This window comes from Rubellimicrobium arenae, assembly GCF_017916275.1.
Taxonomy (GTDB): Bacteria; Pseudomonadota; Alphaproteobacteria; order Rhodobacterales; family Rhodobacteraceae; genus Rubellimicrobium; species Rubellimicrobium arenae.
The window spans coordinates 232,247-258,886 of the sequence record NZ_JAFMST010000008.1 but is presented as its reverse complement, the minus strand read 5'-3'; the positions used below and the strand labels follow the sequence as shown (position 1 = coordinate 258,886).

25 protein-coding genes are annotated in these 26,640 nt (G+C 69.2%); 14 read left to right on the top strand and 11 right to left on the bottom strand.

Features of this window, described 5'->3' with window-relative positions:
- Positions 1-216 precede the first annotated feature (216 nt).
- Complete coding sequence (locus tag J3P31_RS14855) at positions 217-456, top strand: hypothetical protein (protein ID WP_210529262.1); 240 nt, start codon at positions 217-219, stop codon at positions 454-456.
- 41 nt (positions 457-497) lie between these two features.
- Here the strand turns inward: J3P31_RS14855 and J3P31_RS14850 are convergent, their stop codons facing one another.
- The 4 genes from J3P31_RS14850 to J3P31_RS14835 all read right to left on the bottom strand — a co-directional run bounded on the left by J3P31_RS14850 (position 498) and on the right by J3P31_RS14835 (position 5,942).
- Positions 498-1,508 carry a DNA polymerase III subunit delta gene (locus J3P31_RS14850; protein WP_210529261.1) on the bottom strand — a complete coding sequence of 337 codons (1,011 nt, stop codon included), beginning with the start codon at positions 1,506-1,508 and terminating at the stop codon, positions 498-500.
- Positions 1,505-1,999, bottom strand: coding sequence for an LPS assembly lipoprotein LptE (lptE, locus tag J3P31_RS14845; protein WP_210529260.1), 495 nt, complete (start codon positions 1,997-1,999; stop codon positions 1,505-1,507). The genes J3P31_RS14850 and lptE overlap by 4 nt, the downstream gene beginning before the upstream one ends.
- Positions 1,989-4,541 carry a leucine--tRNA ligase gene (gene leuS, locus J3P31_RS14840; protein WP_210529259.1) on the bottom strand — a complete coding sequence of 851 codons (2,553 nt, stop codon included), beginning with the start codon at positions 4,539-4,541 and terminating at the stop codon, positions 1,989-1,991. Before leuS ends, lptE begins: the two co-directional genes overlap by 11 nt.
- 129 nt (positions 4,542-4,670) lie before the next feature.
- Positions 4,671-5,942 carry a porin gene (locus tag J3P31_RS14835; protein ID WP_210529258.1) on the bottom strand — a complete coding sequence of 424 codons (1,272 nt, stop codon included), beginning with the start codon at positions 5,940-5,942 and terminating at the stop codon, positions 4,671-4,673.
- Positions 5,943-6,193: 251 nt separating this feature from the next.
- On the opposite strand from J3P31_RS14835, the gene J3P31_RS14830 reads away from it, so the two are divergent.
- On the top strand, positions 6,194-6,877 hold the full coding sequence (locus tag J3P31_RS14830) for a YggS family pyridoxal phosphate-dependent enzyme (protein ID WP_210529257.1): 684 nt from the start codon (positions 6,194-6,196) through the stop codon (positions 6,875-6,877).
- Here the strand turns inward: J3P31_RS14830 and J3P31_RS14825 are convergent.
- Together J3P31_RS14825 and ribA are read right to left on the bottom strand one after the other, a co-directional pair.
- A complete protein-coding gene (locus tag J3P31_RS14825; protein WP_210529256.1) occupies positions 6,846-7,346 on the bottom strand; it encodes a L,D-transpeptidase family protein in 501 nt (166 codons plus the stop codon). The two genes, J3P31_RS14830 and J3P31_RS14825, sit on opposite strands and share 32 nt — an antisense overlap.
- The gene (ribA, locus tag J3P31_RS14820) at positions 7,343-8,431 is read right to left on the bottom strand and encodes a GTP cyclohydrolase II (RefSeq protein WP_210529255.1); all 1,089 of its coding nucleotides are present in this window, start codon (positions 8,429-8,431) and stop codon (positions 7,343-7,345) included. The genes J3P31_RS14825 and ribA overlap by 4 nt, the downstream gene beginning before the upstream one ends.
- 150 nt (positions 8,432-8,581) lie before the next feature.
- On the opposite strand from ribA, the gene J3P31_RS14815 reads away from it, so the two are divergent.
- From J3P31_RS14815 to J3P31_RS14805, 3 genes are all read left to right on the top strand, one after another.
- The gene (locus tag J3P31_RS14815; protein ID WP_210529254.1) at positions 8,582-9,268 is read left to right on the top strand and encodes a response regulator transcription factor; all 687 of its coding nucleotides are present in this window, start codon (positions 8,582-8,584) and stop codon (positions 9,266-9,268) included.
- Positions 9,269-9,530: 262 nt separating this feature from the next.
- A complete protein-coding gene (locus J3P31_RS14810) occupies positions 9,531-9,854 on the top strand; it encodes a hypothetical protein (RefSeq protein WP_210529253.1) in 324 nt (107 codons plus the stop codon).
- 174 nt (positions 9,855-10,028) lie between these two features.
- Positions 10,029-10,349: a hypothetical protein gene (locus J3P31_RS14805; protein ID WP_210529252.1), complete on the top strand. Its 321-nt coding sequence runs from the start codon at positions 10,029-10,031 to the stop codon at positions 10,347-10,349.
- A gap of 163 nt (positions 10,350-10,512) precedes the next feature.
- Here J3P31_RS14805 and katG read toward each other — a convergent pair whose 3' ends face one another.
- Complete coding sequence (katG, locus tag J3P31_RS14800; RefSeq protein ID WP_210529251.1) at positions 10,513-12,738, bottom strand: catalase/peroxidase HPI; 2,226 nt, start codon at positions 12,736-12,738, stop codon at positions 10,513-10,515.
- A 148-nt stretch (positions 12,739-12,886) separates the two neighbouring features.
- Here katG and J3P31_RS14795 point away from each other — a divergent pair, with 148 nt between their 5' ends.
- Both J3P31_RS14795 and J3P31_RS14790 read left to right on the top strand, forming a co-directional pair.
- Positions 12,887-13,801: a hydrogen peroxide-inducible genes activator gene (locus J3P31_RS14795; RefSeq protein WP_210529250.1), complete on the top strand. Its 915-nt coding sequence runs from the start codon at positions 12,887-12,889 to the stop codon at positions 13,799-13,801.
- Between the two features lie 108 nt (positions 13,802-13,909).
- Positions 13,910-14,698 carry an exodeoxyribonuclease III gene (locus tag J3P31_RS14790; protein ID WP_210529249.1) on the top strand — a complete coding sequence of 263 codons (789 nt, stop codon included), beginning with the start codon at positions 13,910-13,912 and terminating at the stop codon, positions 14,696-14,698.
- On the opposite strand, the gene J3P31_RS14785 is transcribed toward J3P31_RS14790, so the two are convergent.
- A complete protein-coding gene (locus tag J3P31_RS14785) occupies positions 14,699-15,337 on the bottom strand; it encodes an SGNH/GDSL hydrolase family protein (RefSeq protein WP_210529248.1) in 639 nt (212 codons plus the stop codon).
- Positions 15,338-15,455: 118 nt separating this feature from the next.
- Here J3P31_RS14785 and J3P31_RS14780 point away from each other — a divergent pair, with 118 nt between their 5' ends.
- The 3 genes from J3P31_RS14780 to J3P31_RS14770 all read left to right on the top strand — a co-directional run bounded on the left by J3P31_RS14780 (position 15,456) and on the right by J3P31_RS14770 (position 17,226).
- Positions 15,456-16,343, top strand: a complete 888-nt coding sequence (locus tag J3P31_RS14780; protein WP_210529247.1) for a thioredoxin family protein — start codon at positions 15,456-15,458, stop codon at positions 16,341-16,343.
- A 26-nt stretch (positions 16,344-16,369) separates the two neighbouring features.
- A complete protein-coding gene (locus J3P31_RS14775; RefSeq protein ID WP_210529246.1) occupies positions 16,370-17,011 on the top strand; it encodes an LON peptidase substrate-binding domain-containing protein in 642 nt (213 codons plus the stop codon).
- 62 nt (positions 17,012-17,073) lie between these two features.
- A complete protein-coding gene (locus J3P31_RS14770) occupies positions 17,074-17,226 on the top strand; it encodes a Trm112 family protein (RefSeq protein ID WP_210529318.1) in 153 nt (50 codons plus the stop codon).
- On the opposite strand, the gene J3P31_RS14765 is transcribed toward J3P31_RS14770, so the two are convergent.
- Both J3P31_RS14765 and J3P31_RS14760 read right to left on the bottom strand, forming a co-directional pair.
- A complete protein-coding gene (locus J3P31_RS14765; protein ID WP_210529245.1) occupies positions 17,223-18,455 on the bottom strand; it encodes an FAD-dependent monooxygenase in 1,233 nt (410 codons plus the stop codon). The genes J3P31_RS14770 and J3P31_RS14765 overlap by 4 nt on opposite strands.
- Before the next feature lie 51 nt (positions 18,456-18,506).
- Positions 18,507-19,607 (bottom strand): NAD(P)-dependent alcohol dehydrogenase, encoded by a 1,101-nt coding sequence (locus J3P31_RS14760; RefSeq protein ID WP_210529244.1) that lies wholly within the window; start codon positions 19,605-19,607, stop codon positions 18,507-18,509.
- An 87-nt stretch (positions 19,608-19,694) separates the two neighbouring features.
- Between J3P31_RS14760 and J3P31_RS14755 the strand changes: the two genes are divergently transcribed.
- The 4 genes from J3P31_RS14755 (at position 19,695) to J3P31_RS14740 (ending at position 26,137) form a co-directional block, all read left to right on the top strand.
- Positions 19,695-21,017: an amidase gene (locus tag J3P31_RS14755; RefSeq protein WP_210529243.1), complete on the top strand. Its 1,323-nt coding sequence runs from the start codon at positions 19,695-19,697 to the stop codon at positions 21,015-21,017.
- A gap of 122 nt (positions 21,018-21,139) precedes the next feature.
- Entirely contained in the window at positions 21,140-22,318 is a 1,179-nt protein-coding gene (locus J3P31_RS14750) for an aminotransferase class I/II-fold pyridoxal phosphate-dependent enzyme (RefSeq protein ID WP_210529242.1), read from the top strand.
- Positions 22,319-22,330: 12 nt separating this feature from the next.
- A complete protein-coding gene (locus J3P31_RS14745) occupies positions 22,331-25,366 on the top strand; it encodes a DNA translocase FtsK (RefSeq protein ID WP_210529241.1) in 3,036 nt (1,011 codons plus the stop codon).
- A 174-nt stretch (positions 25,367-25,540) separates the two neighbouring features.
- A complete protein-coding gene (locus J3P31_RS14740; RefSeq protein WP_438270300.1) occupies positions 25,541-26,137 on the top strand; it encodes a LolA family protein in 597 nt (198 codons plus the stop codon).
- An 85-nt stretch (positions 26,138-26,222) separates the two neighbouring features.
- On the opposite strand, the gene J3P31_RS14735 is transcribed toward J3P31_RS14740, so the two are convergent.
- The gene (locus tag J3P31_RS14735; RefSeq protein WP_210529240.1) at positions 26,223-26,558 is read right to left on the bottom strand and encodes a hypothetical protein; all 336 of its coding nucleotides are present in this window, start codon (positions 26,556-26,558) and stop codon (positions 26,223-26,225) included.
- Between the last annotated feature and the right edge of the window lie 82 nt (positions 26,559-26,640).

Here is a 26,640-nt window from a genome sequence, read left to right as displayed (position 1 = left end):
CATCCTTCTGCCGCTCGCGCTGCTCGGCGGCCTGGTCGCCCTGGCCGTTGCGGCCGACGAAGACGACGACTCGACCGAGAACGATTGATCGTCTCTTCCGCCACACTGTGCGGAAATCATGCAAGGCAGGCCCCCGGGCCTGCCTTGTTTCATTCACGTCAGAGTGCCATGGTCGTGAGGACGGCTCGCGCCGTGCACAACCCAAGGAGCAGTCCTATGAAGCACCTCAAGTCCCTCGTTCTCGCCGTTGCGACGGCGACCCTGGCCAGCCAAGCTGTTGCCGGTGGTTTCGCCCCCGTCGTGGCCGCGCCCGAGCCTGTGGCTCCCGTGACCGTCGTGGAGCCGACCGCTCCCCGTTCGACCTTCGGCATCCTTCTGCCGCTCGCGCTGCTCGGCGGCCTGGTCGCCCTGGCCGTTGCGGCCGACGAAGACGACGACTCGACCGAGAACGATTGATCTTTGTTTCGGCCCGCACCGCCTACGGCGGTGCGGGTCCCTCAACTGGCCAGCCGCATCAGGGCACGTTCGAGAACGGCATGATCCGGCGTCGGCCCGCCGGACCTGAGCGTCAGGTCCAACTCCACCAAAAGACGCAGCGCGTCCTCGATCCGCTCCCGACGCCAGGACTCCGCCGCACGGGCCAACGCCTGCCGCCGCGGCCCTCCAACCGGTGGGCGCAGGGCGGCCAAGCCGGACTGAACGCCTCCCGGATCGCTCGCCACCGTGAGCAGCGCCCGAATATGCCGGAGCGCCTGGATGGTGACCGTTACCGGCCCGACCCCCTGCGCCGCCAGCCGCGCAAGCAGCGGGGCCACCATGTCCCGGCGCCCCTCCGTGATGGCGGCCAGCAGGTCGTCCACCTCAGCGTCTTCCGTCTGTGGCGCCAGCGCGGCCACGGTCGCGCCGCTGAGCGGTGCCTCCGAATCAAGCTGGAACAGCGAAAGGCGCTCCAGAAGGCCACGGAAATCCCCTGGGGGCAGCGATTGCGCCAAGCCCAGCACCTGATCGCGCGCATCGGGATCGACGCGGGTCAGGCCCGCGTCACGCAGCATCTCCAGGACCTCGCCATCCGTCGGGGGATCATCGTACAGCGTGATGGCCACGGCCACCTTGCTGCCTTCGAACAGCTTCCTCAGGGCCCCCTTGGCGGTCAGGCTCGTGCCCGTCACGACCACGCGGGCGTCATCGGGCGTCCAGGCTTCCAGCGCGCTGACCAGCGCCGGAGCGATCCCATCGGTGGCATCCTCCACGAGCACCACCCTGGGGCCTGGGAAGAAGCCGACCGCCTTCACGGCATCCAGGAGCAGGGCGCCGTCCCGCCGTAGATCGCCGGCGGCAATGCGATCCAGCCGCATCTCGGCCTCGCCCTGGGGACCGATCAGCGTGGCGATCAGATCCGCGCGGGCCTGTGCGACCCGTGCGCCATCGTCGCCGGAGATCAGCACCCCGGCCGCGGCCGGATCGGGCCGCCGCAGGAAGGCCTTGGCGTCGCGAGTGGACAGCTTCACCTGATCGATCCTGGCGGAAGCAGAAGAAGCCGCGTCACCACCTCATCCGCCAGCAGGATCATCAGCCGCCGACGGGCGTCCTCCTCGGCTGCGCGGGTGGCAACGATGGAACCTGTCGCAGAATAACCGGTGAAGGCCGTGGCCTCGCCTTCGGCCAGCGTCGCCTGCGACGCCGCCTCGAGGAGCCGCCAACTGGCCCGGCCCTCAAGGTTGTAGCGCGTGATCGCCCCGTCCGGCGTCACGGCCGCCGACTTGGTCTCGACCTCGGGCACCACGGCGAGCGTGGCTTCGACGGCTTCGGGGCGACCCAGCCGGTCCTCGAGCCGCGAGCGCAGGCGGTAGCCATCCGGGGTGTCGGGCAGATCAAAGGCCACGCGGCCCCGCAACCGGTCGCCGGAGCCACCGGGTGCATAGACCGGCGTAAAGCCGCAGGCTGCCAGAGCCAGCGGCGCCAGCAGGATCGTCCGGCGGCTGGGCGCGTCAGGCCACAACGTTGACGATCCGCCCGGGGACCACGATCACCTTCTTGGGGGCCGCCCCCTCCAGGGTTCGCGCCACGGCTTCAAGGGCCAGCCGCTCGATCTCGGCAACCGCAAGGTCGCGGGGCACGTTGATCTCGCCCCGACGCTTGCCGTTGACCTGGATGGGGAGCGTGATGCTGTCCTCGATCAGCAGGGCCGGGTCGGCCTTGGGCCAGGGCGCCTGGGCCACCAGCCCCTCTCCGCCGAGCAGGGACCACAGCTCTTCGGCCAGATGCGGCGTCATCGGAGCCATGAGCTGGACAAGGGCGCGCGCCGCCGCACGCCGGCTCTCCGCTCCGGCTTCGGACTTCGCCAGCATGTTGGTGAAGCCGTAGAGCTTTGCGAGGGCGGCGTTGAAGCCGAAGCTCTCAATCCCCTGGGAGACGTCGTGGATCGTCTTGTGCATCGCCCGCTCCAGTGCTGCGTCGGCCGCCGAATTGGCGGCAGCTTCAGACTGGGCGGCCTCCTGGGCCAGCCGCCAGACGCGCGACAGATGCTTGTAAGCGGCTTCCGCGCCAGCCGCTGTCCATTCCACGTCCCGTTCGGGCGGGGAGTCGGACAGCACGAACCAGCGCGCGGTGTCGGCGCCGTAGGTCGCCACGATGTGCATCGGGTCCACGACGTTCTTCTTGGACTTCGACATCTTGGCCGAGGGAATGATCTCGACCGGCTCGCCCGTGGCCTTGAGCTTGCCGCCCTCCACCTCCTCGGGGAAATGGTAGACGGGCCGGCCGCTCTCGTCCCGGGTCTGGTAGATCTCGTGCGTCACCATGCCCTGCGTGAACAGGGCATCGAACGGCTCCTGCGCGCTGCCGGGCAGGTGGCCGGTCTTGACCATGGCCCGTGCGAAGAACCGGGAATAGAGCAGGTGCAGGATCGCGTGCTCGATGCCGCCGATGTACTGGTCCACGTTCATCCAGTAGGCGGCTTCGTCCCGCTCGGTGGGCGTGACGGCGTGCGGGGCGGTGAAGCGGGCGTAGTACCAGGACGAATCCACGAAGGTGTCCATCGTGTCCGTCTCGCGACGGGCCTCCTGGCCGCAGCTGGGGCAGGGGGTCTTGCCCCAGGTCGGATGGCGGTCGAGCGGATTGCCCGGACGGTCGAAGGTCACATCCTCGGGCAGGCGCACGGGCAACTGGTCCCGCGGCACCGGCACCGCGCCGCAGGCCGGGCAGTGGACGATCGGGATCGGGCAGCCCCAGTAGCGCTGGCGCGAGAGCAGCCAGTCGCGCAGGCGGAAGCGGGTGACGCCCTTGCCCCAGCCCGCACGTTCCGCAAAGGCGATGGCCGCCTCGACACCCTGATCGGAGGTCTGCAACTCCTCGCCGGCGAAAAGCTTCACGTACCGGACGGACTCGGTCTTCTGGGGCGTGAAGGCGTCGGCCCCTTCCTCGGGGCGCACATGCTCGCCGGCGGCGGGGACGAAGGTCGACACGACTGGCAGGCGGAACTTGCGCGCGAAGTCCAGATCGCGCTGGTCATGCGCCGGGCAGCCGAAGATCGCGCCGGTGCCGTAATCCATCAGGATGAAGTTGGCGATCCAGACCGGCAGCTCCCACGAGTCGTCGAGCGGGTGCCGCACACGCAGGCCGGTGTCGATCCCTGTCTTCTCGGCCGTCTCGATGGCCTCCTCGGTGGTGCCGCCCTTGCGCGCCTCCTCGCAATAGGCCGCGATCTCGGGCCGCGACTGGCTCAGTGCCTTGGCCAGCGGGTGGTCCGGCGAGACGGCGACGAAGCTCGCCCCCAGCAGGGTGTCGGGACGGGTGGTGTAGACCGGGATCGCGTCAAAGCCCTGCGCGGGCTCCGTCAGCGGGAAGGACAGTTCCAGCCCGCGCGAGCGGCCGATCCAGTTGGCCTGCATCAGCTTCACCTTGGCGGGCCAGTCGTCCAGCCCATCAAGGGCGTCCAGCAGATCCCCGGCCATATCGGAAATCTTGAAGAACCATTGGGTCAGCTCGCGCCGCTCGACGTCGGCGCCGGAGCGCCAGCCCTTGCCGTCCACCACCTGCTCGTTGGCGAGCACGGTCATCTCCACGGGGTCCCAGTTCACCACCGCGGCCTTGCGCGTCACCAGACCCGCGTCCAGCATATCCAGGAACAGAGCCTGCTGCTGCCCGTAGTATTCGGGGTCGCAGGTCGCGAACTCCCGGCTCCAGTCGATGGAGAAGCCCAAGGGCTTCATCTGCCCGCGCATGTCGGCGATGTTCTGGTAGGTCCAGTCCTTCGGATGCCCGCCCGAGGCCATGGCCGCGTTCTCGGCCGGGAGGCCGAAGGCGTCCCATCCCATCGGATGCAGGACCGCGTGCCCGGTGGCGCGACGGTGGCGCGCGACGACGTCGCCCATGGTGTAGTTGCGGACGTGCCCCATGTGGATGCGTCCCGACGGGTAGGGGAACATCTCCAGCACATAGTATTTCGGCTTCTCGGGGTCGGCCTTGGCACGGAAGCAGCCCGCCTCCTCCCAGGCCGCCTGCCAACGGGCTTCGATCGTGGGGGCATCGTAGCGGGACATGGACATTCCTTCGGGCATCTGGAGGCGGCTCCGGTCATGGCCGAGCGGGTATCGCTTGTCCAGTCCGGGAAAAGAAGAAGGGGCGGTCCCGAAGGACCGCCCCCCAATTTCGTTCGGTCCCGGGAGGGATCAGAACTCGAGCGAGACCGCAACCGTGGTGCCGGCTTCGTACTCGCGAGCACCTTCCTCGTCCTCGTCGGCGTAGGAGGCGATCAGCTCGGCGCCGTTGCCCAGGTCGTACTCGACGCCGACGTAGCCGCCATCCTCTTGGATGTAGCCGGCGTAGACTTCGATGCCGGCGCCGGAGTCGTAGGCGACTTCGAGGCCGTAGTTGGAGTCTTCGTCGTCGTCGTCGCCGTCGTTTTCGAAGTCGGTATCGGACTCGGCATTGTCGAAGTCGTTGCCGTCGTCTTCGATTTCATAGAAGGCCGAAACAGCGAGCGGGCCCGAAGCATAGTCAGCCGAGATCCCGGCCGAGTTCTTCAGATCGTCGTAGTTGTCGTCGTTCTCGAGCACGTAGTAGGCGCCGAGGGTGACGGGGCCGACCGGGTAGGTCACTTCGAAGCCGAGCGAGTCAGCGTCTTGGGTGTAGTTCTTGGCATAGGCGACTTGAGCGTCGAGGCCACCGAAGGTGGTGCCAGCCGAGATACCGAACACTTCGGACACGTCGAAGTCGTCATTCTCGTCGACCGGGTCGTAACCGGCGTCGGCAGTGCCGTTGTTTTGGCCGCTGTCAGCCGATTCCGACTCTTCTTGGTACGCGATCGAGTAGGTGAACCGGGAGATCACGCCCTTGGCGCCGAACGAGAACTGATCGAAGCTGTCGTCGTCGGGGGTGTCGTTGCCTTCGTCGGCGATGACGGCCGAGACCGAGGCGTCGATGCCGCGATAGATGGTGTCGCCGCGCAGGACGGTTTCGCCATCGGCTTCCGAGAAGTCGTCAGCCAGCATGTTGCCAGCAGCGTCCCACTTGCTTTCGGCGGCGAAGGTGATGTCGCCGAAGAACAGACCGCCGTTCTCGGTGGTCAGCGAGAGGAGGAAGTCGTCATCGACGTCCACCGAGCTGCCGTCGCCGCCTTCGTCGGCGTCCTCATCCGTGACGTTCAGCGTGAAGCTGGCAGCGGCGGTGAGGCCGTTGTTCAGCTCTTGCGTCAGCGTCACGCCGAGGTCGACTTCCCAGAAGAAGCCATCGTCGGCAACTTCCTCGAGGACCGGATTGCCGTCGGCGTCAGTGATCACATTGCCGTCGTCATCCCGCGCGACCTGGGTTTGCGTGTCGCGGGGCTCGATGCCGTTATCGTCGTTGAAGCCCAGGGTGGCGGTGCCGCCGAACGTGACATCGGCAGCCGCGGCGCCCGCGAAGGCCAAGATCGACGCCGTGGCCAACAGGATGCTCTTCATGGTTTCCCTCGTGTTGTGCATTCCCGAGAATGCCAGACCAACTAGCATTGATGCGTGTTTGCGCCCTTGAGGGGCCACATTCAACAGTCTCGGACTTGTGAGGGAGGCCAGCCACAAAATTGATGCAGCCGAGCCACACAGGTGGAAAGCGGCCAGTGGGCGTGTAATGCGATGCGCCGTGATTGACCAGCTAGGACGCGCGGCTGGCCCCGGCCAGGGGGACGCTCGTCCGCAGAACAAGGACGGACGGCATGGAAACACTGGGACTGGAGGCGATCCGGGATCGCCTTTCCGCCGCCGAGGCGCGGGCCGCCCGGACCCCCGGGTCGGTCACGCTGATCGCGGTCTCCAAGGTCCAGCCCGAGGAGCGCGTCCGCGCGGTTCTGGCGGCCGGGCAGCGCATCTTCGGCGAGAACCGCGTCCAGGAGGCCCAGGCGAGGTGGGAGCCTCTACGCGCCGAGTTCGCCGGCGTCGGCCTGCATCTCATCGGCCCGCTCCAGACCAACAAGGCGCGCGCGGCGGTGGAGTTGTTCGGCGCGATCCACACGCTCGACCGGCTGCGCCTGGCCGAAACGCTTGCGCGGCTCGCGCAGGAACGGGGCAGGTCGCCGGAGGTGTTCGTGCAGGTGAACACCGGCCGCGAGCCGCAGAAGGCCGGCTGCCTGCCCGAGGAGGCCGATGCGCTCGTGGCGCGGGCGCGGGCGCTGGATCTTCCGGTCCGGGGACTCATGTGCATCCCCCCCGAGGGCGAGGACCCGGTCCCGCATTTCAGGATGCTGCGCGACATGGCCGGGCACAACGGGCTCGACGGGTTGTCGATGGGGATGAGCGGGGACTTCGAGGCGGCGATCGCCGAGGGCGCCACGCATGTCCGCGTCGGTTCGGCGATCTTCGGCGCGCGGGCTAGCGCACCACCAGCCGCGACCGGCGCGTGAGCCGCCGCGCGATCCAGAGCAGATCCCGGGCGGACAGCGCGATGCACCCGGTCGTCGGGGCTCCGGGACGTCGCCAGCGGTGGATGAAGATCGCCGAGCCCCGGCCGGGGATGGCGGGGGCCGTGTTCCAGCCGGTCACCAGCACGAGATCATAGAGGGGGTCCGGCCGTCGCAGGCGTTCATGCGACAGGGCATGGGGCGCGTGGACCTTGGAATTGTAGCAGGGGTCCGCCGGATCGTCGGACCAAAGGTCGCCCGGGTGGATCGGACAGGCTCCGGGCGTGGGCCGGCGCAGTCGGTCGGGCCGGTAGAGCACCCCCTTGATCGCATGCGCGCCGCGCGGGGTGCAGCCGTCCCCCTCGCGCTTGTCCGAGGTGAGCCCTCGCCGTCCCCGGGTGCATGGCAGGATCCGCCCCCTGAACCGCACGCCCCGGGGCGTCACGACGAGGTCGTCCCGCGTCGCCCTCACAGCAGGTGCCCCGACTTGGCGGCCTTGGTGGCCAGGTAGGCGGCGTTGTGGTCGTTGAGCCCGACCCGCAGGGGCACCCGCTCCGTCACCCGGACGCCCGCCTCTTCCATCAGGGCCACCTTGCGCGGGTTGTTGGTCAGGAGCCGCACCGAGGAGAACCCGAGCGCGCGCAGGATCTGCGCCCCCACGCGGAAGTCGCGCTCGTCGTCCTCGAAGCCCAGGCGGTGGTTGGCCTCCACCGTGTCAAAGCCCTGATCCTGCAGGGAATAGGCCCGCATCTTGTTGGCAAGCCCGATCCCGCGCCCCTCCTGGTCGAGGTAAAGGAGCACCCCGGCCCCGTCCGTGGCCATGCGTTCCAGCGCGGCATGGAGCTGGGGGCCGCAGTCGCATTTCAGGCTTCCCAGCAGATCCCCCGTGAAGCAGGCCGAATGGAGCCGGGCGAGCACCGGGGCGTCCCGCGGCGGGCTCCCGATCTCGACCGCGACGTGCTCGGCCTCGTCGAGGGGGGAGCGGAAGACATGGACCCGCCCGGCCTGCGAGACCGCCAGGGGCACGCGCGCCGAGACGACCTTGGACAGCGGAGCCAGAGGGACATCGAGCGCCAGCGCGGCGGGAACGCGCGCGACGCCCTCGGGCAAGGGGCCGTCGGCGGATACGAGCAGCGCGGCCGGCAGCAGGCGGGCCGACTTGGCCAGCCGGATCGCCGCACGGGCGAGCATCGGGGGCACCCCTTCGGTCCCGCGCAGGGTCGCGAACGGGCCCTTCATCGGGGAAACGAGGTCCTCGGCCGGGTCGGCGCTGGCCTGGACCCAGGTGAGGTCCGCGTCCGACGGCACCCGCACGCGGGCCAGGTCACCGTCATAGGCGCGGGCGCGCAGGGTCTCGGCACGCCGGGCGGTGAGCGCCAGCGTGACCTCCCCCAGGCGGCGCAGCCCATCGAGGCGGCGGGCCGTCGCGGTCTCCGCGGCCAGGGCGAATGCGGTGCCGTCCGGCCCGGTCAGGAGGACGGGGAGGCCGATCCTCAGGTCGGAGCGTGCGCGGGCAAGCCGTTCGGCGTCATCGAAGGCAAGGGGATCGTGGGTCATGGTTCCCTTCGATACTCCGGGCGGGCGCGGATTGAAACATTAGGCCCCGCCCCGACACATGGCCGTGAGAAATCTTGCAAAGCATTGGTTTTGCGGTGCTTACTTCCCATCTTCGACCCGTGATCGACAGTGATCGTAGCGGAGGGCGCAATGGCGCAGCTCAAGAAGATTCTCCTGGTGGACGACGATGACGACCTGCGCGAGGCGCTGTCCGAGCAGCTCGTGATGACCGAGGATTTCGACGTCTTCGAAGCCGCCACGGGGCAGGACGCCCTGACGAAGACCAAGGCGGGGCTTTTCGACCTCGTGATCCTCGACGTGGGCCTGCCCGATACCGACGGGCGGGAGCTGGCGCGGGTCATGCGGAAGCAGGGCGTGAAATGCCCGATCGTCATGCTGACGGGGCACGACTCGGACAGCGACACGATCCTGGGGCTGGACGCCGGCGCAAACGACTATGTGACCAAGCCCTTCAAGTTCCCAGTCCTTCTGGCCCGGCTCCGCGCGCAGCTGCGCACCCATGAGCAGTCCGAGGACGCGGTGTTCCAGCTTGGCCCCTACACCTTCCGGCCCGCCCAGAAGCTCCTCCTCACCGAGGACGAGAAGAAGGTGCGGCTCACCGAGAAGGAGACCAACATCCTCAAGTTCCTCTACCGCGCGCAGGACGGCGTGGTGCCGCGCGACGTGCTCCTGCACGAGGTCTGGGGCTACAACGCCGGCGTGACTACCCACACGCTGGAAACCCATATCTACCGGCTCCGCCAGAAGATCGAGCCCGACCCCTCGAACGCCCGGCTGCTGGTGACCGAAGCGGGGGGCTATCGCCTCGTCGCCTGATCCCACACTTTTTAGTTGACGTGCGGGAACCCGGGGCCTCCTGCCTAGTTGCATCTATGTCCCCCGATGGCGGGGCAAGGCCATCATCCCTCCCTGTTGGACTTGGCCCGGGCTTCGTCCCGGGCCTTTTTTCTGCGGTGCGGATTTTTTTGCACGGCGGGGTTGTTGTGGCGGTGCAATGGCCGGCCGGTTTACGTATATGACAGGGCGAGGGGCGCATGGCGCGTCCCCCGACGGGGCCGTGGACCCCAAAGGACCGACGATGCTTTCGACTCGCCTGGCTTCCGCCCTTGTGATCGCCGCCTTGGCCGCGCCCGCGATGGCGCAGGACGTGAGCTTCCAACTCGTCAACGACAGCGGTCTGACCCTGATGGAGTTCTACACCTCGCCCGCCGACGAAGGCTCCTGGGGCGATGACCTGCTCGTGGCCAACGTGCTCGCCTCCGGCGAGAGCGGCACCGTCGACATCTCGAACGGCGACCAGCAATGCGACCGCGACCTCCGCTTCGTCTTCGAGGATGGCTCGGAGATGATCGACCGCGTCAACATCTGCGACACGGCGAGCTATACGCTCAGCCCCGCCTGACGCCACATTTCCTGATCCGATCCGGGGCGCCGGCCGAAAGGTCCGGCGCCTTTTGCATGTCCGGGGCCAAAGCGGGATGTTCAGGCCCGGGTTCCGGATTTCCTCACCTGACGAATGGGGCTGGCAGAGGATAAAACAGGGTCATTGCAACGCATTTAGTTCCAGGAGATTTCAATGAGCCGCTTCGCCGCTTTCGCGACCGCCCTTGCCCTCGGCGCCGCCGCCGCCCTTCCGGCCGACGCCCAGACCTACTCGATCCGTTTTCAGAACCAGTCCGGCGCGACCGTGTACCGGATCTATTCCTCCCCGACGAGCAACTCGAACTGGGAGCAGGATCTCCTGGGCTCGAACGTCCTTTATCCGGGGCAGGGGCTGGACGTGATCATCCATAACGTATCGAACTGCTATTACGACGTGCTGATCCAGTGGGAATCCGGGTATCAGGAAACCGACACCTTCGACCTGTGCTCTTATTCCCAATACAACATCTATTGATCGACGACCGTCATGTCCGCCCCGTGAGGTGAGCGAAGCTCCCTCCCGGTCCTCGGGCCGATCGTGGCGTCCGGCGGAGGCCTTCAGGGCCAAGGCCATTCCACCAGATGAAACGGCCCCGCCCTGTTGGGGGCGGGGCCGCTCCATGTCGTGGGAAAGGCGATCAGGCCAGGTCGAAGCGGTCGAGGTTCATGACCTTGGTCCAGGCCTTGACGAAGTCGGCCACGAACTTGGGGGCATTGTCGTCCTGGGCATAGACCTCGGCCAGTGCCCGCAGTTGCGAGTTCGACCCGAAGACCAGGTCGGCGCGCGTCGCGGTCCATTTGACATCGCCCGTGGCGCGGTCGCGTCCCTCGAAGACCTGCGCCGCCTCGGACACCGGCGTCCAGGCCGTGTCCATGTCGAGCAGGTTGACGAAGAAGTCGTTCGTCAGCACACCCGGACGCTTGGTCAGGACGCCATGGGGCACCCGGTTGTGGTTCGCGTCCAGCGCCCGGAGGCCCCCCACCAAGACCGTCATCTCGGGCGCGGTCAGAGTCAGGAGCTGGGCCCGATCGACCAGCATCTCCTCGGCGGAGTGGCTGAAGACCTGGCTCAGGTAGTTGCGGAACCCGTCGGCCTGCGGCTCCAGCGGCTCGAAGGAATGGGCGTCCGTCTGTTCCTGGGTCGCGTCCATGCGGCCCGGTGCGAAGGGCACCTCCACGTCGAAGCCCGCTGCCTTGGCCGCCTGTTCCACGGCCGCGGTGCCAGCCAGCACGATCAGGTCGGCCAGGGACACCTTCTTGCCGTCCGTGGCGCGGGCGTTGAAGTCGGCCTGGATGCCCTCGAGCACGGCCAGGATCTGCGCCAGCCGGGCGGGCTGGTTGACCTCCCAGTCCTTCTGCGGAGCCAGGCGGATGCGAGCGCCGTTCGCGCCGCCCCGCTTGTCCGAACCCCGGAAGGTCGAAGCCGAGGCCCAGGCCGTGGCGACGAGGTCCGAGACGGGCAGGCCGGAGGCAAGGATCCGCGCCTTGAGGTCACGGATGTCGGCCGCATCGACCAGGACATGATCCACGGCGGGGATCGGGTCCTGCCAGATCAGGTCCTCGGCCGGAACCTCGGAGCCGAGGTAGAGCCGCTTCGGTCCCATGTCGCGGTGGGTCAGCTTGAACCAGGCGCGGGCAAAGGCGTCGGCGAAGAGTTCCGGATCTTGGTGGTAGCGCTGCGAGATCGGCCCATAGATCGGGTCGAAGCGCATCGCGAGGTCTGCCGTCGTCATCATCGGGCGATGCATCCTGGACGGGTCGTGCGCGTCGGGGATCATGTGCTCGGGCCGGACGTCCTTGGCGACCCACTGCTTGGCGCCGGCGGGGGACTTCACCAACTCCCATTCATACCCGAAGAGCACGTCGAAGTAGCCCATGTCCCAGGTCGTGGGATTGGGCTTCCAGGCGCCCTCGATGCCCGAGGTGATGGTGTCGTAGCCGTTGCCGGTCCCGTGCGAGGACAGCCAGCCCAGGCCCATGGCCTGAATCGGCGCGGCCTCGGGCTCGGGTCCCACGGCGGCGGCGGGGCCGTTGCCGTGCGCCTTGCCGAAGGTGTGGCCGCCGGCGACCAGGGCGACGGTTTCCTCGTCGTTCATGGCCATGCGGGCAAAGGTCTCGCGGATGTCGCGGCCCGAGGCGACCGGGTCGGGGTTCCCGTCCGGTCCTTCGGGGTTCACGTAGATCAGGCCCATCTGCACGGCGGCCAGCGGGTTGGCCAGCTGGCGCTCACCCGAATAGCGGCTGTGCTCCTTTTCGCTGGTGGCGAGCCATTCGCCCTCGTCGCCCCAGTAGATGTCCTCCTCGGGCTCCCAGACGTCCACGCGGCCCCCGCCGAAGCCGAAGGTCTTGAATCCCATCGATTCCAGGGCGACGTTGCCGGCCAGGATCATCAGGTCGGCCCAGGACAGGCGGTTGCCGTACTTGCGCTTGATCGGCCAGAGCAGGCGGCGGGCCTTGTCGAGGTTGCCGTTGTCCGGCCAGGAGTTCAGCGGCGCGAAGCGCTGCGTGCCCGAGGAGGCGCCGCCTCGGCCGTCGGCGGTGCGGTAGGTGCCGGCGCTGTGCCAGGCCATGCGGATGAACAGCGGCCCGTAGTGGCCCCAGTCCGCCGGCCACCAGGCCTGCGATTCCGTCATCAGGGCGCGGAGGTCCTGTTTCACCGCCCCGAGGTCCAGCTTCTGGAACTCCTGGGCGTAGTCGAAGGCCGGGTCCATCGGATTGCCCAGGGCGGTGTGCTGGTGCAGGACCTTGAGGTTGAGCGCGTTGGGCCACCAGTCACGGTTGGTCCGGCCTCCGAAGGTCGCGCGCTTGGGCGTCCCGTGCATCACCGGGCACTTGCCGACCTCGCCCACACCATTTCCGTCCATATCGTCCCTCGATCCTTGATGGTCTGATCCTGATTCCAAGCTGGCGCGCGTGGTCGATCGACGACGGCCCGCTCGGTTGCAGACCCGATAGCAGATCGGTTCCATCAGTTCGAGTTGGATGTTCTGATCGTCTTGATAAGATATTCTTATGACGAACTTCACATTCAAGCAGCTCCGCTATTTCGACGCCGTGGCCCGTCATGGTCACTTCGGCCGCGCAGCCGAGGCTTGCGCCATCTCGCAACCGGCCCTGTCCATGCAGATCCGGGACCTGGAGGAGACCCTGGGATCGAGGCTGGTGGAACGTGGCGCCCGGCAGGTGCGGCTCACCGCCCTGGGCGAGGCGCTGGTGCCCCGCGTGCGCGACATCCTGCGATCGCTGGATGAGTTGGGCGACCTGGCCCGCGCCTCGGGCGACCGGTTGTCCGGGCGGCTGCGGATCGGCGTCATCCCCACGATCGCGCCGTATCTGCTTCCTTCGATCATCGGCAACCTGACGCGGACGCATGCCGATCTCGACATCCATGTGCGCGAGACGGTGACCTCCCGGCTGCTGGACGAACTGGCCGAAGGGCGGCTGGACACCGCCATCGTGGCCCTTCCCGTGTCGGAGCCGTCCCTGACCGAGGTGGCGCTGTTCTCCGAGGCCTTCGTCCTGGTGCGCCCGGGCGAGGACGAGGGCAAGCCTGTTCCCGATCCCGAGATGCTGCGCGAGATGCGCCTCCTGCTCCTGGAGGAGGGGCATTGCTTCCGCGACCAGGCGCTGTCCTTCTGCGATGCCCGGTCGGCGCTCCCGCGCGAGCTGCTGGACGGCAGCTCGCTCTCGACCCTGGTGCAGATGGTGGGAGCGGGCATCGGCGTGACCCTGATCCCCGAGATGGCCGTGGGGGTGGAGACGCGCTCGGCCCCGGTGTCGGTCGCCCGGTTCGAAGGCTCCCCGCCCGCGCGGACGATCGGGATGGTGTGGCGCCGGACGAGTCCCCTGGCCCGGCAGCTCACCCGGATCGCGGACATCGTGCGGCAATCGGCCGAGGCGCTGCGCCCGGGACCGCCATCGAGCTGAGGGTCGCGAACCCCGGGGCAGACGCCCCCCTTGGGGTTCGCCACGCACCGGCCGGGTTCCCTCCGGACGGCCTTGCCGATAAGACGGCGTGCATCCGCGGAGATCCCCATGCCCCTCACCCTCGCCACCTGGAACATCAACTCCGTCCGCCTGCGCGAAGGGCTGGTGGCGCGCCTCCTGCAGGAGGAGGCGCCGGACGTCCTCTGCCTCCAGGAATGCAAGAGCCCGGTCGAGAAGATCCCCGTCGCGACCTTTGCCGCCCTGGGCTACCACCACGTCGTGATGCGGGGGCAGAAGGGCTACAACGGCGTCGCGATCTTCTCCCGGCGGCCCATCGAGGATGCGGGCTCCGTGGATTTCGCGGGCCTGAACCACGCCCGCCACGTCGCGGCCCGGCTGGAATGCGGGGCGGTGATCCACAACGTCTACGTCCCGGCCGGGGGGGACATCCCGGACCGCGAGCAGAACGAGAAGTTCGGCCAGAAGCTCGACTTCTTCACGCACCTGCGGGACCATTTCCGGGCCGACCGTCCCAGGCGTGCGATCCTCGTGGGCGATCTCAACGTCGCGCCGCTGGAGGACGACGTCTGGAGCCACAAGCAGATGCTCAAGGTGGTGAGCCACACCCCCATCGAGGTCGAGCACTTCGAGGAGGCCCGCGATGCTGGCGGCTGGGCGGACGTGACGCGGCTCGACCAGCCGCAGGGCAAGCTTTATTCGTGGTGGTCCTACCGCGCCGCCGACTGGCACACCGCCGACAGGGGCCGCCGCCTCGATCATGTCTGGGCCACCCGCGACCTCGTGGCGGCAAGCCACGGAAGCCGCATCCTGCGCGACGTCCGTGGATGGGACGGGCCTTCGGACCACGTCCCGGTCCTTGCGACCTTCGATCTCTGATCAGAGCCGGCGGATCGCCTCGGCCACGGCCTCGCCCAGGGACTTGTGCGCCTCGGGCTCGAAGTGGATGCCGTCCGTGGGGCTGACCTCGATCACCGTCCCGGCGTCGAGGAAGCCCACGCCCCGGGCCTCGGCCAGCGCGCGGTAGAGCGCCGGGAGCCGGAGCGACTTCTCCCGGGCGCCGGTGAACTCGGAGCGGATCGGCCCCTGCTCCAGCACGGGGGCCGGGCAGATCAGCAGGATGCCGAAGCCGCCATGGCGTTCCTGCATCTCCAGGCTCATGGCGATGTCGAGGAGCCCGGCGATGCCGGCCGTGATCCGTTCGGGATCGGCGCCGAAGCGGGTCTTGGTGTCGTTGGTGCCCAGCATGATCGTCATCGCGTCGATGGGGCCGTGCGTCTGGAGCGCGATCTTGATCCCCTCGCGCCCGTCCATGTGCGATCCCATCACCGGATCGGGGAACTGCGCGGTCCGGCCGGGAAGGCCTTCCTCGAACACCTCCCAGTCGGGCAGGAGCCCCGCCGCCACCCGCGTCCAGCGCGTCTGATCGTCGAAGCGCCAGTAGGCCTCTCCCCGCGTGACGATCGGCGGCGAGCCATGGGTGTTGCTGTCGCCAAAACAGAGCAGGGTGCGGGTCATTCGTGTCTCCTCCATGGGTGGAGGTCAGGCTAGGCTGCGGCCCGCGGCCGGTCAAACGCCCCTTCACCTTCCGACCGGAGACACACATATATCGGCCAAACCCATCAGGAGGGACATCATGGCGCAGGCGGAGCAGGCGCGGGACATCATCGAAGGCACCGATGCGGGCTTCATGAAGGACGTTGTCGAGGCCTCGCGCGAGGTGCCCGTCATCGTCGATTTCTGGGCGACCTGGTGCGGTCCCTGCAAGACCCTCGGGCCGGCGCTCGAGGCGGCCGTGGCCAAGCAGAACGGCAAGGTCCGTCTCGTGAAGATCGACGTGGACAAGAACCCGGCCTATGCGGGCCAGCTTGGCGTGCAGTCGATCCCGAATGTCTGGCTGTTCTGGCAGGGCAGGCCCTCGCCCGGCTTCCAGGGGGCGCTGCCCCCGTCGCAGGTCGAGCAGTTCGTCCAGCAGGTGGCCGCGCTCGCCGGCGACGATGGCCTCGGCGAGGCGATCGAGGCCGCCGAGCAGATGCTCGAGGAGGGTGCGGCCGTGGACGCCGCCCAGACCTTTGCCGCCATCCTGCAGGAAGAGCCGGAGAACCCGCGCGCCTATGCGGGCCTGGTGCGCGCGATGATCCTGGCCGACGATCTGGACCAGGCCGAAGCCATCCTGAACGGCGCCCCCGCGTCGATCTCCACCAAGCCCGAGCTCGAGGCCGTGCGCGCGCAGATCGGCCTCGCGCGGCAGGCCGCCAAGGCGGGGCCGGTGACCGACCTCCAGGCCCGGGTCCAGGCCGATCCGAACGATCACCAGGCCCGCTTCGACCTGGCGACGGCCCTTCACGCCTCGGGCCAGGTGCAGGAGGCGGTGGACCAGCTTCTGGAGATCTTCCGGCGTGATCGGGAATGGAACGACGGCGCGGCCAAGACGCAGCTCTTCACGATCTTCGACGCGCTGCCGGCCAAGGACCCCATCGCGCTCGCGGGACGCAGGAAACTGTCCTCCCTCATCTTTGCCTAAGGCGCAGGCGTCCTAGATCGCGCCCTATGTCATTGCCCGCTGAGCTGCCCGAGACGATCGCGATCTTCCCCCTGCCCGGGGCGCTTCTCCTGCCCCGGGCGCGGCTCCCGCTCCATATCTTCGAGCCGCGCTACCTGGCGATGATCGACGACATCCTGAAGACGCAGGCGCGGCTGATCGGGATGATCCAGCCCTTCGAGACTCCGACCGGCGCTGACCGGCTGCACAGCATCGGCTGCGCGGGCCGGCTCACCGCCTTCTCGGAGACGGAGGACGGGCGCTACATGATCACGCTGTCCGGCGTGTCCCGATTCCGCGTCGTGCGCGAGATCGAGGGCTTCCCGCCCTACCGGCGTTGCGAGGTGTCCTGGTCGGGGTTCGAGCGCGACCGGGGGGCGTCCGAGAAGGACCCGGGACTTGACCGGACGCCGTTCCTTGACCTCCTCAACCGGTTCTTCCAGAACCAGGGTCTCAACACGGATTGGGACGCCGTCCGGGAGGCGGAGGACGAACTTTTGATCAACTCGATCTCCATGCTTTGTCCCTTTCCGCCCGAGGACAAGCAGGCCCTTCTGGAAGCCCCGACGCTGCCCACCCGCCGCGAGACCCTGATCACGCTGATCGAGTTCGCGCTCAGGGGCGGCGAGACGGGCGAGGTGATGCAGTGACCGACACCCCCGATCCGACCACCCCCGCCACGGAGCCCAAGGCACCCGGTTTCGATCCTCGCATGCTCGAGGCGCTGGTCTGCCCGCAGACCCATGGCGTGCTGGTCTACGATGCCGAGCGCCAGGAGCTCATCAGCCGCGCGGCGCACCTGGCCTACCCGATCCGGGACGGCATCCCGATCATGCTCGCCTCCGAGGCGCGAGGTCTCGACTAGCGCATCAGGCTGGGCAGGTCTCCGGTCAGGCCCGCCGCCTCGCGGATGAAGGCGCGGCGGAGGGGCGGCAGGCGGTTCACGAGGCCAAGCCCCAGGTCCCGCGCGATCCGGAGGGGGCGCGAGTCGTTGGAAAAGAGCCGGTTGAAGCCGTCCGTGGCCAGGGCCAGCGTGGCCGTGTCGAACCGCCGCCACTTGGCATAGCGATCGAGCACCGGGGCGCCCCCGATATCCTCCCCGCGCGCGCGGGCCTCGGCGAGGACATCGGCCAGGGCCGCCACGTCGCGAAGACCCGCGTTCAGGCCCTGTCCGGCGATCGGGTGCATCCCATGGGCGGCGTCGCCGACCAGCGCGAGGCGGGCGGAGATGAAGCTCTTGGCCAGCGTCAGCCCCAACGGGTACGAGAAGCGCGGCCCATCGAGGGACAGGTGGCCCAGGAAGCTGCCGAAGACGGGCCGCAGCGCCGTCAGGAACTCCTCGTCGGTCAAGGCCATCAGGGCCTTGGCCCGTTCATCCTTCTCGCTCCACACGATCGAGGAACGGTTGCCGATCAGCGGCAGGATGGCCAGTGGCCCCGAGGGCAGGAAGAGCTGGAAGGCCGTCCCGCGATGGGGACGCTCGTGGGCGACGGTGCAGGTCACGGCGGTCTGGCCGTAGCCCCAGGACATCCGGCCGATCCCCGCGCGCCGGGCGGTGCCGCTCTCACGTCCGTCCGCCCCGACAAGGACGCAGCCCCGCAGGTGCCGTCCATCGGCGAGGGTCACGGACACCGAGGACGGCCCGGCCTCCTGCGCCACCACGGCGGCCCCGCGCAGGACGGTGACGCGCGCCTGCTCGGCGAGGCTGGCGTCGAAGGCGGCGCGCAGATGCCGGTCCTCGACCATGTGGCCCATGGGGCCTTCCTCGATCTCGGCGTGGTCGAAGGCCAGATGGAGAGGGGAGGGGGCCTCGCCCGGACGCCCGTCCGCCACCTTGATGGCCAGCATGGGTTGCGCCTGGTTCGCGAGCCGCGCCCAGACGCCCAGATTGGTCAGGAGCCGGCGCGACGCCAGCGCCAGGGCGTAGGACCGGCCATCGAACCTCGGGTTCCCCGCAACCGCAGGCAGGGAGTCGATCAGGGCGACCGACATCCCCTCGCGGGCGAGGGCAAGGGCCAGGGCCGGGCCGGCCAGGCCGCCCCCGACGATCAGGACGTCATGCGCCGGCAGGGCAGGGGGAGAATCGCTGGTCATGATGCTGATATGGCGCGGCCGGTCCCGGTTGTCACGCAGCGGGCCGGAGCTTCAGGCCCCGGCCATCTCCTGCCGGAGCGAAGCCATGTCGATCACGTAGCGGAAGCGGACGTCCCCCTTCTCGACCGCCTTGTAGGCGGCGTTGACCTCCTGGATCGGGATGACCTGGATGTCGGGCGCGATCCCGTGCTCGGCGCAGAAGTCGAGCACCTCCTGTGTTTCGCGGATCGAGCCGATCAGGGACCCGGCCAGCGTCCGGCGATGGAACGCCACCTCCATGTTGTTGACAGGGGCGAGCGGCTCCAGAGCCCCCACCACCACCAGCGCCCCGTCCCGCCGCAGCAGCGGCACGAAGCTGTTGAGGTCATGCTTCTCGGGCACGGTGGACAGGATGAAGTCGAACTGCCCCTCCAGGGCCTTCAGGGCGTCCTTGTCGCTCCACATCAGCCCTTCGGCGTCCAGTTTCCTGGCTTCCACCAGCTTTTCGGTGGTCGTGGTGAAGGCCGTGACCTGCGCGCCCATCGCCTTGGCGAGCTTGACCGCCATGTGGCCAAGGCCCCCGAGGCCGATCACGCCCACCCGGTCCCCGGCCTTCACGCCCCAGTGGCGCAGCGGAGACCAGGTCGTGACGCCGGCGCACAGGATCGGCGCGGCCGCCGCCGGGTCGAGCCCCTCGGGCACCCGCAGGACGAACGACTCCTTGACCACGATGGAGGTCGAGTAGCCCCCGAAGGTGTTGTCCCGCCCGTACATGTTGGCCTTGCCCGGCGCCTTGGCCTTGGGGATCATCGGGCCGTTGTAGGTGGCCAGCCAGCTGTTCGGCCCTTCGCAGTAGTTCTCGTCGCCGTGGAGGCAGGACTCGCACAGGCCGCAGCTGTCGATCATGCAGCCCACGCCCACGAGGTCGCCCACCGCATGCCGGCTCGCCCCCGGCCCCAGCCGCGACACCCGCCCCACGATCTCGTGGCCGGGCATGCAGGGATAGACCGTGTTGCCCCATTCGTTCTTCACCTGGTGGATGTCCGAATGGCATACCCCGCAGTAGAGGACCTCGATCTCGACCTCGCCCTCCCTGGGCTCCTCGCGCTCGAACTCTTGGGGCTTGAGACGGCTGAAGGAATGGTTCGCGGCGTAGCCCAGGGCCTTGGCCATGGCGGTCTCCTCGTGAACAATGACGGGGCCGAACGTCGCAACGGAGCGAACCGTTCCGCGGCGCGGATGGCCAGAAGGGGCAGACGAATGGATTTCAGCACAGCAACGGCGGCCGATCTGGGCCGCGCCATCGCGGACGGGCGGGCCGATCCCGTGGAGGCGACCGAATCGCTCCTCGAGGCCATCGACCGGCATCCGCTGCGCGACCGGATCTATGCCCGGGTCACGCCCGACCGCGCGCGGGCCGAGGCGCAGGCCGCGCGCGACCGGGCCCGGGCCGGCCTGCGGCGCGGCCCGCTGGACGGCGTGCCCCTGTCCTGGAAGGATCTGTACGACACCGCCGGGGTGCGGACCGAGGCCGGCACCGCCCTGCTGGCCGGGCGCACCCCCGCGCGGGATGCCGTGGTGCTCGAGAGGGCGACCCTGGCCGGGACCATCTGCCTCGGCAAGACCCACATGACGGAGCTGGCCTTCTCGGGGCTGGGGTTGAACCCGGTCACCGCGACGCCGCCCAACCGGCACGACCCCGGGCGGCTGGCGGGCGGGTCCTCCTCGGGGGCGGCGGCGTCCCTGGCCTATGGCCTCGCGGTGGGCGCGATCGGGTCCGACACCGGCGGCTCCATCCGGCTGCCCGCCGCGTGGAACGACCTGGTCGGCTTCAAGCCGACGCATGGCAGCCTGTCCGTCGAGGGCGTGGTGCCGCTCTGCCCGTCCTTCGACACGGTCGGGCCGCTGGCGCGCAGCGTCGAGGATGCCGCGCTGATCTGGGAAGCGCTGGGCGGTCCCCGGACGGATCTGGCGGGCACGCGGCTCGGCGGCCTCCGGATCGGCCTCCTGCGCACCGTGGTCGGCGACGAGCTGGAGCCCGAGCCCGCCCAGGCCCTTTCCGAGGCCGCAGGGGTCCTCGGGCGGGCGGGCGTCCAGGTCGAGGATCTGGATCTGCCGGACCTCCCCCGGGCCTATGAGATCGGCTCGACGATCTACGCCGCCGAAGCCTGGGCCTCCTGGCGCGAGTTCATCGAGCCCACGCCCGACCGGGTGTTCGCGCCGGTGCTGACGCGGGTGAGGGCCGGGCGTGACGTCCTGGCCGCCGATTACCTGAACGCGATGGCCGAGCTGGGCCGCATCCGCCGCCGCGCCTGGGAGGCCATGTCCGGCTTCGACGCGATCCTGTGCGCCACCTCGCCGATCCTTCCCCCTGTCGCCGCCGAGATGGAGGCCGACCACGAGCGGTTCCGGGTCACGAATCTCAAGGCGCTTCGGAACACCCGGATGGCGAACCTTCTGGGCCTCGCCTCGATCTCCGTGCCCACGGGGCGTCCGTCCTGCGGCGTGATGCTGAGCACCTTGCCCGCACGTGACGGATATCTCTTAAGATTGGCGCAGGCCGTGTTAACGAGCTTGGCCTAAATGTCACAGCACCCCGGCTCCGCCCGGCTGATTCGCTGCTGGATTTCTGGACAGCTCGGTCTGCCGGACGATACTCTGCAGCCAAGCCGGGGCGCGCGACGACCCTGGATTATGAGGCAGTGATGGCGGCTCCCGCGCGGTTCTCGGACCTACCGGACTATGCATTTCCGCGTTTGCGGAAACTCCTGGACCCGCACGCCCCCGGCGGCGAGCCCATTGCCATGTCCATTGGCGAGCCGACCCATCCCATGCCCCCCTTCGTGGGCGAGGTCATCGCCGCGAACCTGGGCGGCTTCTCCTCCTACCCCCCCAACGAGGGCACGCCCGAGCTTCTGTCCGCCATCTCCGGCTGGCTGGGGCGCCGCTACGACGTGGAGGTCGGGACCGAGCGGCTTCTCGCGCTCAATGGAACGCGCGAAGGGCTCTACAACGTCGCCATGGCCCTCTGCCCCGAGGCAAAGCAGGGCCAGCGCCCGGTGGTGCTCATCCCGAACCCCTTCTATCAGGTCTACATGGTGGCGGCCCTGTCCGTCGGGGCCGAGCCCGTCTTCGTCCCCGCCACGCAGGCCACGGGCCACCTTCCCGACTACGAGGCCCTGCCCGAGGAGATCCTCGACCGCACGGCGATGGCCTACATCTGCTCGCCCGCGAATCCCCAGGGGGCCGTGGCCGACCGGGACTACTGGAGCCGCCTCCTCCGCCTGGCCGAGCGGCACGATTTCCTCGTCCTGGCCGACGAATGCTACTCCGAGGTGTATCGCGATGCGCCGCCCGAGGGGGTCCTGACCGTCGCCCGCGACCTCGGGATCGACGCCGAGCGCGTTGTGACCTTCCACTCGCTGTCCAAGCGGTCGAACCTGGCCGGGCTGCGCTCCGGATTTGCCGCCGGCGGCCCGCAGGCCATCGCCCGGATGCGCCAGCTCCGCTCCTACGCGGGCGCGCCGCTGCCTTTGCCGCTCCAGCGCGTGGCCGAGCGCGCCTGGTCGGATGAGGGCCATGTGGCCGCGTCCCGCGCGCTTTATCAGGACAAGTACCGCATCGCCGACGAGGTGCTGGGCGATGTGCCCGGCTATGCGCCGCCGCAGGCGGGCTTCTTCCTCTGGCTTCCGGTCGAGGACGGGGAGGCGGCGGCCCTGAAGCTCTGGCAGGCGGCCGGGGTGCGCGTGCTGCCTGGGGCCTACCTCGCCAAGGATGCGGGGCAGGGAAATCCCGGCCAAGGTTACATCCGCGTCGCCCTCGTGGCCGGCGCCAACGACGTGCGGCGCGGGCTCGGGCTGATCCGCGACGTGCTCTACACCTAAGGAGGAGGCGACATGGCCTATCAGACACGCGATCGCGCGCCCCTTCTCGACAGCGAGACCCAGGCGGCTCTGGAAAAGCGCGGCAAGGAGCTTCTCGGGCTGACCCTGATCGCCCTGGGGCTGCTCGCCACGGTGATGCTCGCCAGCTATTCGCCGGACGACCCGAACTGGCTCCTGGCCTCGGATGCGCCGACCCACAACTGGCTCGGGCGGTTCGGGGCCTCCATCGCGCATCCCCTCATGATGATCGTGGGCCGGGCGTCCTGGGGCATCCCGCTGGTTCTGCTGGTCTGGGGCGCGCGCCTCGCTACCCACCGTGCCGAGGAGCGGGCGCGCTCGGTCTTCGCGCCGATCTTCGTGGCTGCGCTGGCCGCGGCCTTCGCGACCCTGCCGTCGGGCGCCGGCTGGACCCAGAGCTACGGACAGGGCGGGCTTTTCGGCGATACCGCCCTGGGCTTCCTGCTGACCGTGCTGCCGCTGGGCAGCGTGATCGTCTCCCTTCTGGTCACGGCGGGTGCCGTTGCGCTCGGCCTGTTCGTGCTGGGCGTCACCAAGGAGGAGATCCGGATCGCCCGCCACCGCGCCGTGCTCGGGGCGGTCCTGGGCTACGCCTGGGCCCTGCGCACCGGCGCCCGCGGCCTGCTTCATGGGCTCGACCTTTACGAGGCCTTCCTGCACCGAACCCGGACCGCCATGGCCGAGCGTGCCGCCCGCGCGGCCGCCGAGCGCGCGCGCCTCGAGGAGGAGGAGCGCGCGGCCCAGCTCCTGCCCGGGCCGACAGAGCGGCTCATGCCGGGCACCCCCCGCGGCGCGGCCATCCTGCGGACCCAGCCCGCAGGCTCGACCCCGACGCCGCGTACGCTCATCATGCCGCCGCCCTTCGGCTCCTCGCAGGCCGGCGCCATGGCCGAGCCCGCGCCCGGATTCGACGATCTGGAGGACGAATCGATCTGGGAGGAGGCCACCCCCGCCCAGCTTTCGATCCCGCCGGCCCCGGCCTTCCTGACCATGCCGGCCCCGGACCATGCCCCGGCCCCGGCGGCCTCGGCCCTGTCGCTCGCGCCCGCCTTCCTCAGCAACCTCCTGCGGCGCGCCCGGGGCGAGGCGGATCCCGTCGCCGGGCCCGAGGATCAGACCCACGGCGACCGGATCAAGGCCCGGATCGGCGACGCGATCCGCGCCCGCACGCAGGCTCCGCCCCCGGCCGACCCCGTCGAGCCGGTGGAATACCTCGCGCCGGCGCCCCGCCGCATCGTGGCCGAAGCCGCGGCTCCGGTTCGTGAGGACGAGCCCCCGATGCCGAAAAGGCCCGATCCGGCTCCGGCTCCGGCTCCCGCGCCCCGCATGGCAGCCCCTGCACCGGCCAGCCCGGTGGTGATCGACGAGCCCGAGGCGTTCGAGGATGACTTCCTCGAGGAGGACGCCTTCATCTCCCCCGCCCCGGCACCCGTCGTGGCCCGGCCGGCCCCCGTGGCCATTCCGGCTCCGGCGCCCCGGGTGGCTGCGCCTGCCCCCCGGCCCGTGCCGCGGCCCCAGCCGGCCATCGCCTATGCTGCGCCGCCCCTCGATCTCCTGACCGACCCGTCCGAGGTGCAGCGCCACCACCTGCCGGACGAGGCCCTGTCCGAGAACGCCCGTTCGCTCGAGCAGGTGCTCGACGACTTCGGCGTCAAGGGCGAGATCACCTCGGTCCGCCCGGGACCGGTCGTCACCATGTACGAGCTGGAGCCCGCTCCGGGCCTCAAGGCCAGCCGCGTGATCGGCCTTGCCGACGACATCGCCCGCAACATGTCGGCGCTGTCGGCCCGCGTCTCGACGGTGCCCGGCCGCAACGTGATCGGCATCGAGCTGCCCAACGACCGGCGCGAGAAGGTCGTCCTGCGCGAGATCCTGGCCTCCCACGCGTTCGACGACGCGCAGGCGCGGCTGCCGCTGGCGCTGGGCAAGGACATCGGGGGCGAGCCGGTCGTGGCCAACCTCGCCAAGATGCCCCACCTTCTGATCGCGGGGACCACCGGCTCCGGTAAGTCGGTCGCGATCAACACCATGATCCTGTCGCTCCTTTACAAGCTCACCCCCGAGGAGTGCCGGCTCATCATGATCGACCCCAAGATGCTGGAGCTGTCGGTCTACGACGGTATCCCGCATCTGCTGTCGCCGGTCGTCACCGACCCCAAGAAGGCCGTCGTGGCCCTCAAATGGGTTGTGGGCGAGATGGAGGAGCGCTACCGCAAGATGTCCAAGATGGGCGTCCGCAACATCGAAGGTTACAACGGCCGCGTGCGCGACGCGCTGGAACGGGGCGAGATGTTCTCGCGCACCGTCCAGACCGGCTTTGACGACGACACGGGCGATCCGGTCTTCGAGACCGAGGAGTTCATGCCCGAGATCCTGCCCTTCATCGTGGTCATCGTGGACGAGATGGCGGACCTGATGATGGTCGCGGGCAAGGAGATCGAGGCCTGCATCCAGCGCCTCGCGCAGATGGCGCGCGCTTCGGGCATCCACCTGATCATGGCGACGCAGCGCCCGTCCGTGGACGTCATCACCGGCACCATCAAGGCCAACTTCCCGACACGGATCTCCTTCCAGGTGACCTCCAAGATCGATTCGCGCACCATCCTAGGCGAACAGGGGGCCGAGCAGCTCCTGGGGCAGGGCGACATGCTCTACATGGCGGGCGGCGGGCGCATCACCCGCATCCACGGTCCCTTCTGCTCGGACGAGGAGGTCGAGGAGATCGTGACCTACCTCAAGACCTTCGGGCCGCCCGACTACGTGGGCTCCGTGCTCGAGGAGCCGGCGGAGGAAAGCGATGGCGGCGCCGCGGCCGCACCCACCGGCAACGAGACCGAGGACGCCCTTTACGACATGGCGGTGCAGATCGTGGCGCGCGACCGCAAGTGCTCCACCAGCTACATCCAGCGCAAGCTGGCCATCGGCTACAACAAGGCCGCTCGCCTCGTGGAGCAGATGGAGGAGCAGGGCGTCGTCACCCCGGCGAACCACGTCGGCAAGCGCGAGATCCTCGTGCCCGAGCCGCACTGAGGCGACGCGATCCTGTCCTGTCCTGCACGGCGCGCCCACCCGGCGCGCCGTTTGCGTTCGAGCGTCGGCTGACGTCACCACCTTTCGATCCGTTGTTATCGCTTGTCGCTCGGGCTTCGGGCAGCACGGCGCTATATGAACCGCGACGACCAAGTGCCTTGAAAGGACCTCGACATGATGCGCCGCCTTGCCATTGCCGCCCTTGTCGCGCTTGCGCCCGTGGCGGCTGCGGCCCAGGAGCTCTCGCTGGGGGAGATCTCGAACTATCTCAACTCGATCCGGACCGCGGCGGGCGGGTTCACGCAGGTCAATGCGGACGGAAGCATCTCGACCGGCTCGGTCTACATCAAGCGACCGGGCCGCATCCGCTTTGAATACGCCCCGCCGGACCGGTCGCTCTTTCTTGCGGGCGGGGGACAGGTCGCGGTGTTCGACGCCGCGTCCAACGAAGGCCCGCAACGTTTTCCGCTGAGCGAGACCCCCTTGTCGATCATCCTTGCCGACAACGTGGACCTTGGGCGCGCGGGCATGGTGACGGGGCACAGTTCGGACGGAACCACCACCACGGTCACGGCGCAGGATCCCCAGCATCCGGACTACGGGTCGATCCAGCTGGTCTTCACGGCCAATCCCACCGAGTTGCGGCAGTGGGTGATCACCGATGGCAGCGGCAGCCAGACCACCGTGGTCCTGAACGACCTGCAGATGGGCGTGCAGATCGGCGACCGCGCCTTCAACATCCAGGCCGAGATGTCGACCTGGGGCCAGTGAGCCCCGGGCGCCCCTGACGCAAAAGCCCCGGTCGCAAGGACCGGGGCCTTTCATTTCAGGCGGACGGGACTGGAGCGGGTCCCGCTCAGCCCCGGCACTGGGGATGTTCGGCGATGTCATGGGCATCGTCACAGCCCGAACCGCCCGGAACGCGGGCCCGTCCACCATGCCGTCCGCCGCTGCGGGAATCGTCGCGGCGGTCGTCGTCGGCGCCCCGGCCGCGCCGGTCCCCGCGACGGTCGTCGCCGCCCCGGTCGTCCCGGCCCCGGCCGCGGCGCTCCGCGACGCTGTCGCCGTGGCCCGGACCGTCGAAGGCCTGCATTCCGGCGATCCGCGACCCGGCCTCGAATACGGCGGCCGAGGCGGGAAGGGTCCCGATCACCAGAGCGACGAGGGTAGCACCAAGAACGAGCGTTTTCATCGAAGTGATCCTTTCGATCGGTTGGTTCGATGGCTGCACCTTCCTCCGATCCGCTCGGTCCCGGCACCGACCCCGGTCCGCC